The organism is Saccharopolyspora sp. 6V, from assembly GCF_020176785.1.
Taxonomy (GTDB): Bacteria; Actinomycetota; Actinomycetes; order Mycobacteriales; family Pseudonocardiaceae; genus Saccharopolyspora_C; species Saccharopolyspora_C gregorii.
In genome coordinates this window covers 8,107-14,851 of record NZ_JAIUKB010000016.1, presented here as the reverse complement: position 1 = coordinate 14,851, position 6,745 = coordinate 8,107, and the positions used below count along the sequence as shown (strand labels likewise).

Sequence of the window (6,745 nt, the reverse complement as noted above, 5' to 3'; positions counted from 1 at the left end):
CGGCTCCCCCTCTCCAGATTCGAGCCCGGGCGCCCTGTCGCGCCCGGGTGCTCAACTCACGTCTTCGCGGCCCTCGTCTCCCAGCAGAGAGGTCGCACGGTTCCCGGCGCCGAGATCAGGACTCGTAACCGGTGTTCTCGACGTTCCGGCGGTTCTGCTCGTCCACCTCGACGAACTCGTCCACCGCTTCGTCCAGCGAGCCGGTCAGCTCGTCGACGCCGTCGAGGATCCCCTTGGAACCTTCCTTGATGTTCTTCTCGGGCTCCTTGTAGTTCTCCTCGAACGCCTTGCCGACGTCGTCGTTGCCCCAGCAGCCGTAGAGCTCCGCCAGCTCGGCGCTGAGCTCCTCGAAGGCGGCTTCCATCTCGCTGTGCGCCGTCTTGATCCGCTGGTTGGCGGCCCGCATCCCGTCCGGGTCGAGGTAGAAGTCGTCAGCCATCCTGGCCACCCTTCTCCGCACGGGAATCCTTGCCGGGGCGGTCGTCGTCATCGACGATGCCGTCGAGCATCGGGGACAGCAGCGCGTCGATCACGCTGCTCGGGTCTACCTTACCCGCGGCGATGCCCGCTAGATCAATTCCCGGCAGCGCATCGGACCCCATGAGGTCCGTCATCTTCGCCATCGCCTGCGCGCGGCCCTGCTGGAGCGTCTCCACGATCACGTGGGCCAGCTGCGCCGGGGCCATGCTCCTGTACTTCGTGCCGTTGAACTTCAGCTCGGACAGCTCACCGCTGCCGTCGAAGGTCATCTCCAGCGAACGGTCCTTGGCCTGGACCGTCGTCGTCTCGTTCTCGCGGACCTCGCTGATCTCGGCGAGCTTGCGCTGTTCCTGCTCCAGTGCGGCCATCGCCGCTTCGAGGTCCTGGAAGGCGCCGCCACCGCGGTTCATCTCGGTCATCGAATCTTCCGCTCCTCCCGGAGACCATTGATGATCTCGTCGATCTGGGCGTTCGCGTCGCCCACCGGCTTCTCCTTCGGCTCCGGACCGTCCTCTTCGGACCGCGACCGGCGACCGACCGCGCCGAGCACGCCGTTGCCGTCGTCCCAGGAATCCCGGTCCGCCGGAACGGGAACGTTCGGCTGCCGCTCCTCGTCGCGCTGGCCACCCGCGCCCGCACCGGCACCCATCATGCCCATCGGGCCGTGCATCGGACCGCCCGGCTGCCCGGTGCCGCCGGGCACACCGCCGCCGGTGCCGGGCATCGCGGCGGAGAACTCCCCGCCGGGGCGCGGCAGCGTCGGCGTACCGCCCGGGGTGCGCACCTGGCCGAGGTCCAGCGCGGAGGTCGGCGCGCTGCGCGGCCCGCCGCTGGTGGTGCTGTGCGCGCCGGCGGAACCGGCGTCCAGCGGCGCTCCGGCGGTCGTCGACTTCGCCACCGGCGCGTGCTGGCCGGGCTGGTTCCCGCCACCGGGCGGATTCCCGCCGCCGGGCGGATTCGCGGAGGGGTCCGGCGCCGGGGTCTGCGCGTGCAGCGGTGCGTGCGAACCGGGCGTGTTCGACGACAGGGTGCCCGCCGCCGTCGCGCCCGCCGCCGCGCCGGCCGTGGCCGTCGCGGTGAGGTGGCCCGGGGAGTGGGACTGCAGGAACGGCGCGTCCGCGGTGGATTCCTTGTGCTCCTCCACCGGCGAGCTCATCGTGCTGATCTCCTCCTGCCCCGAGGAGACGTTCTCCTGGCTGGAGGTCTGCGGCCGCTTCTCCTTCTTCCCGGTGGACGCGTCGGTCCCGCCGGTGGCCGAACTCGCCACCATCCGCTTGCCGAGGACCTGCGGCGAACCCTCCTGCACGCTGCCGGAGCGGGCGGCCGAAGCCGTCCGCCACCCGCCGCCGGCGGTCGTGGAACCACCACCACCGCCGCCGCCGAGGCCCGCGGACGACTGCCCGAGCACCGCGGGCGACCCGGTCGCGGAGGCCGCCAGCCACGGGGCCGCGTTGCCGCCGGAGCGTTCCCCCGCACCGCCGCCGACACCGCCGGTCCCGCCGCCGGAGGCCGAACCGTCGCCGGAGCCGTTGCCGCCGATGCCCGCCGGGCTGCCGAAGGTGCGCGCCATCGTGCCGACGGCGCCACCGCCCGCACCCGGCGCGTAGCCGGCGTCCGACACCTGCGGCGTGCCGTCCGGTCCGTAGTAGACGGCGGTGGAGAGCCCCCCGCCGCTACCGGACTGGCCGCCCTCAGCGCCGCCGTTCGCGGTGATCTGGTCCACCGGGGTGCTGCCCGGGCCGGTGCCGGGCAGCGGGGTGAACCCGCCCGCCGCGTCGCCGTAGGAGGTCGCCAGGTCGCGCAGGATCTGGCGGGCCTGCTCGGTGCGGTCCTCGTCGGCCTTCCCGGCCTCCTCCGGCGGGGCGTCGCTCTGCTCGGCCCGCTGCTGCTGCAGGTCGCGCAGCCGCTGCTGCGCGGACGCCAGCGATTCGGCGGCGCGGCGCAGCATCGCGGCGTAGCCCGGCTGCTGCATCGCGTGCAGCACGGCCTCGTTCTTCGCCGCCAGGTGCTCGGCCGCCTGCGCGGCCTGGTCCATCGACAGCCCCGACAGGCCGACCTCCAGCCTGCGCATGGTGGCGCGCAGGCCGTCGATCAGCTGCTGGAGCCCCGCCGTGGCGCGATCGAACTCGTCGGCGCGCTGGTGGTACAGCTCCGGGTCGCGTTCGTTGATCAGCTGGGCCAGCTGGTCGAAGTTCAGCTGGTCCAGGTTCGACGGGATGGGTGTGCTGGTGGGCACGAGATCAGCTCCGTCCGAGCACCGATGGCGGGTTGTCCTTGTCCTCGTCCCAGACGCCGTCGTCCGCCTTCATCCAGATCTGCGGCTCGCGCTCCTGGTTCTGCTGCCCGGCGGCACCGGCGCCCGCGCCCATGCCACCGCCCATCGGCATGCCGCCCATGGGCATCCCACCGCCGGCTGCACCGCCCGCGGCACCACCGGCCGCACCGCCCGCGGCACCACCCGTGGCCGCGGCCGCGGCACCGCCCGGCGCGGCCAGGCCCTGCTTGGCCGCCACGTCGAACTGGGCGCTCGGGCTGTCGCCGCCGCCGTAGCCACCACCACCGTAGCCGCCGCCACCGCCGCCGGAGCCGGAGCCGAGGCTGGAGATCGCGTCGTCCGCGGCGGCCTTCGCTGCACCGCCACCGCCACCGCGACCGCCACCGAGGAAGTCGTCCAGTTCGGACCCGCCGCCACCGCCGCCGGTACCGCCGGAGGCGAGGCCGTCGATCGCGTCGTTCGCGGCCTTCTTGGCGTCCTCCATGGCCTGCTGCTGCGCCGGGGAATCGCCGTCCTGGCCGAGCTGGTCGATCGCGTCGGAGGCGGCCTGCTTGGCCTCCTCACCGCTCGGCGGGGTGCCGTCCTGGCTGAGCCCGCCGATGGCGTCGTTGGCCGCCTGCTGCGCTTCCTGCAGCCGCTGCTGCGCGGCCGGGTCGGCGCTCTTGGTGGTCAGGTCGCCGATGGCGTCCGAGGTCGCCTTGCGGGCCTGGGCGTCGTCGATCGGGCCGCCGGAGTCGGACGGGCTGGCCAGCTCGTTGATCGCGTCGTCCGCGGCCTTCTTGGCGTCCTCCATGGCCTGCTGCTGCTCGGGGGAGTCGCCGTCCTGGCCGAGCGCGTCGATGGCCTCGTCCGCGGCCTTCTTCGCCTCTTCCGCGGTCGGCTCGCCGCCGTCCTTGGTGAGGTCCTCGATCGCGTCGTTCGCGGCCTGCTGCGCGTCCTGCATGCGCTGCTGGGCGGCCGGGTCCTGGGTGCCCTTGGCCAGGTCGCCGATGGCGTCGGAGGCGGCCTTCTTCGCCTCGCCGCCGTCCACCGGAGTGTCCTTCACGGCGAGGTCGTCGATGGCGTCGTCGGCCGCCTTCTTGGCGTCCTCCATGGCCTGCTGCTGCTCGGGGGAGTCGCCGTCCTGGCCGAGCGCGTCGATGGCCTCGTCCGCGGCCTTCTTCGCCTCTTCCGCGGTCGGCTCGCCGCCGTCCTTGGTGAGGTCCTCGATCGCGTCGTTGGCCGCTTGCTTGGCGTCGTCCAGGCGTTCCTGGGCCTCGGGGCTCTGCGTCTCGCCCTTGAGGTCGTCGATCGCGTCGCCCGCGGCCTTCTTAGCCTCTCCGCCGTCGAGCTTCTCGTCGGCACCGCCGGGGCCGGCGGACTCGGTGTTCGGGCCACCGCTGCCACCGCCGGCGAGCGAGTCGATGGCGTCGTCGGCCGCCTTCTTGGCGTCCTCCATCGCCTGCTGCTGCTCGGGGCTGTCGCTTTCCTGGCCGAGCGAGTCGATGGCGTCGGACGCGGCTTTCTTGGCCTCTTCGGCGCTGGGCTGGCCACCGTCCTTGCTCAGGTCGCCGATCGCGTCGTCGGCGGCCTTCTTCGCGTCGTCCAGGCGCTGCTGCGCCTCCGGGCTGTCGGTCTGGCCCTTGAGGTCGCCGATCGCGTCGCCCGCGGCCTTCTTAGCCTCCCCAGTGTCGACGCCCTCGCCGGCACCGCCGCCGGAGCCCTCGCTTCCGGGACCGCCCGACTCGGTTTCAGGACCGCCTTCACCGCCGCCCGCGAGCGAGTCGATGGCGTCGTTCGCGGCCTTCTTCGCGTCCTCGAGGCCCTTGTCGCGCTGGCTGTCACTGCCGCTCTTGCTACCGCCGGAACCGGTGCTGCCGCCTCCGGAGCCCATGCCGCCCGGCATGCCGCCGACGCCGCCACCAGCACCTTCGCCCTCGCCCGCACCTTCGCCGCCACCAGCGCCGGCACCTTCGCCCAAGCCGTCGATCGCGTCGTTCGCGGCCTTCTTCGCGTCCTCGGTGGCCTGCTGGTAGTCGTCGCCCTGGCTTTCACCGGCACCACCCGTGTCCCCAGCACCACCGGTGTCCCCAGCACCACCGGTGTCCCCAGCACCACCGGTGTCCCCAGCACCTTCGGCGCCGCCAGCACCTTCGCCACCACCAGCGCCTTCACCGCCGCCGACACCCGGGCCGTCGGAGGTGAGGCCGTCGATGGCATCGTTCGCGGCGCTCTTCGCGTCTTGCAGGCCCTTGTCGTAGTCCTCGGAGCCCTCGCCGGACCCTTCGCCCGAACCTTCTCCGGAGCCGGATCCGGAACCGGAGCCCGATCCGGAACCCTCGCCCGAGCCCTCGCCGGAACCCTCGCCCGAGCCCTCGCCCGAGCCCTCGCCCTCGCCGGTCAGGTCGTCGATGGCGTCGTCGGCGTCGTCCTTGGCGTCCTTCTCGTCCTGCGACGTGTCGTCCTCGTCGTCGCCGGAACCCGAAGAGTCGTCGTCGCCGGAGCCCGAGGAGTCGTCGCCCGAGCCCGAGGAGTCCTCGTCGTCGCCCGAACCGTTGGAGTCGTCGTCCTTGCCGTCCTTGCCGTCCTTGTCATCGCCGTTGCCGTCCTCGCCGCCGCCGGTGTTCTCGGCGGCGGGGCTGAGGGCGATGTGCAGCGGACTCAGGTCGGAACCACGCGTGCTGTACTGGTTCGTGAGGTTCGTCAGCAGGACCTTGAGCTCCTTGAGGAGGTTCTCCTCGCTGACGTCGACCGCTTCCTGGACCTTGCTGTCGAACTCGGACTGGCTGAGCTCGGTGGAGACCGCCTCGATCTTCTCGATCGCGGTCTTGCGGCGCTCGTGCTCGTTGTCGAGCGCCTCCCACCAGCGCTGCGCGTAGTCCTGGATGGCGTGACCGATGTTGCCGACGGTGGTGGCGTAGGCCTGGTTCGTCAGCGTGTTGTAGAGGTCTTCGCTCTCCTTGAACAGATCCGTCGCGTACTTGTTGAACTCGTCGCCCGCGACGCCCTGCATGTGGTCCTGCAGGGCCTTGATCTGCTTGTTGAAGCCCTCGTTGATCTCACCGAGCCGTTCGGTCGCCTTCTTGAAAGCGGCTTCCAGCTCGTACCAGGCTTCCGCGGTCTTGTTGCTGCTCAGACTCGCGTGATCGCCGGTGGCCCCTCCGTTGTGCGTGAGGTCCCAGGTGGCGGCGTCGATCTCTTCCCAGCTGGAGTAGTTGTCCACAGCCATGGGAGGGGCGGAGGCGCTGTAGACGCCCACCACGTTTTCGGCTTTGTCCGCCATCGGAAATGGTCCTCACAAAGAAGCGGCCCACCGGCCGATCGAATGACTAACGGGATCTGGGTCTGCTGCCCTGCACCACGATCAGGCGGGCAGGGTGTCGTTGTAGCCGTCGCCGTCCTTGGCGTTGTCCTCCGGCTTGATGTCCGGGTCGTCCGAGAAGTTGTGCTGCTCGGCCTCGGTGCCCTTGTCCAGGGAGGAGATCGCCGTGTCGATGTGGCCGCGCATGTCGGCGACCTCGGCCTTGATCTTGTCGGCGTTCTCGCCGTCGGCGTTCTCGAAGTCGTTCGCGATCGCGGTGAGGTCGGTCTTCATGTTGTCGAAGATGTTCTTCAACCGCTCGGCGTGCGCGACCAGGCCGTTGCGGCGGTCGTCGACGATCCGCTCCAGCCACTGCGCGGTCTCGAAGTGACCTGCGTTGGGCCAGTGCGCCTTCAGCTCTTGGAAGGCCGCCATGTCCTCGGTCAGCTTGCCGATCTCGTTGGCAGCGTTCTTGATGTCATCCGGGGAGAAAGCGGTTTTGTCCGCCATGACCATCCCTACTTACGTGGTGTCGTCAGCATCGAACGTGGCCGCGGAGAGCGGCGGGTGGAGAAAAGCGATGCCGGGCCGAGTCGCGGGCCCCGCCCCCCCCCCCCCCCCGGGGCCCCCCCCCGGGCGCGGTTGGGGGGGCGGGGCTTTGCACCCGCCGGGGGGGGGGGGGGGGGGTTGGTGGTAACCGGCGGGGCGGG

General features: G+C 71.5%; 5 protein-coding genes. All 5 read right to left on the bottom strand.

The features are described from left to right. Positions 1–115: 115 nt before the first annotated feature. Positions 116–439 carry a WXG100 family type VII secretion target gene (locus LCD35_RS03760; RefSeq protein WP_224955966.1) on the bottom strand — a complete coding sequence of 108 codons (324 nt, stop codon included), beginning with the start codon at positions 437–439 and terminating at the stop codon, positions 116–118. After that, complete coding sequence (locus tag LCD35_RS03755; protein WP_224955967.1) at positions 432–899, bottom strand: YbaB/EbfC family nucleoid-associated protein; 468 nt, start codon at positions 897–899, stop codon at positions 432–434. Before LCD35_RS03755 ends, LCD35_RS03760 begins: the two co-directional genes overlap by 8 nt. After that, positions 896–2,716: a hypothetical protein gene (locus LCD35_RS03750; protein ID WP_225043708.1), complete on the bottom strand. Its 1,821-nt coding sequence runs from the start codon at positions 2,714–2,716 to the stop codon at positions 896–898. The genes LCD35_RS03755 and LCD35_RS03750 overlap by 4 nt, the downstream gene beginning before the upstream one ends. 4 nt (positions 2,717–2,720) lie before the next feature. Further along, positions 2,721–6,017 (bottom strand): hypothetical protein, encoded by a 3,297-nt coding sequence (locus LCD35_RS03745; protein ID WP_225043707.1) that lies wholly within the window; start codon positions 6,015–6,017, stop codon positions 2,721–2,723. A gap of 81 nt (positions 6,018–6,098) precedes the next feature. Next, positions 6,099–6,545, bottom strand: a complete 447-nt coding sequence (locus LCD35_RS03740; protein ID WP_224958425.1) for a hypothetical protein — start codon at positions 6,543–6,545, stop codon at positions 6,099–6,101. Positions 6,546–6,745: the final 200 nt, after the last annotated feature.

Coding starts and splice junctions, on each gene's coding strand:
- LCD35_RS03760 (WP_224955966.1), bottom strand. CDS start 439: ATGGCTGACGACTTCTACCTCGACCCGGACGGGATGCGGGCCGCCAAC.
- LCD35_RS03755 (WP_224955967.1), bottom strand. CDS start 899: ATGACCGAGATGAACCGCGGTGGCGGCGCCTTCCAGGACCTCGAAGCG.
- LCD35_RS03745 (WP_225043707.1), bottom strand. CDS start 6,017: ATGGCGGACAAAGCCGAAAACGTGGTGGGCGTCTACAGCGCCTCCGCC.
- LCD35_RS03740 (WP_224958425.1), bottom strand. CDS start 6,545: ATGGCGGACAAAACCGCTTTCTCCCCGGATGACATCAAGAACGCTGCC.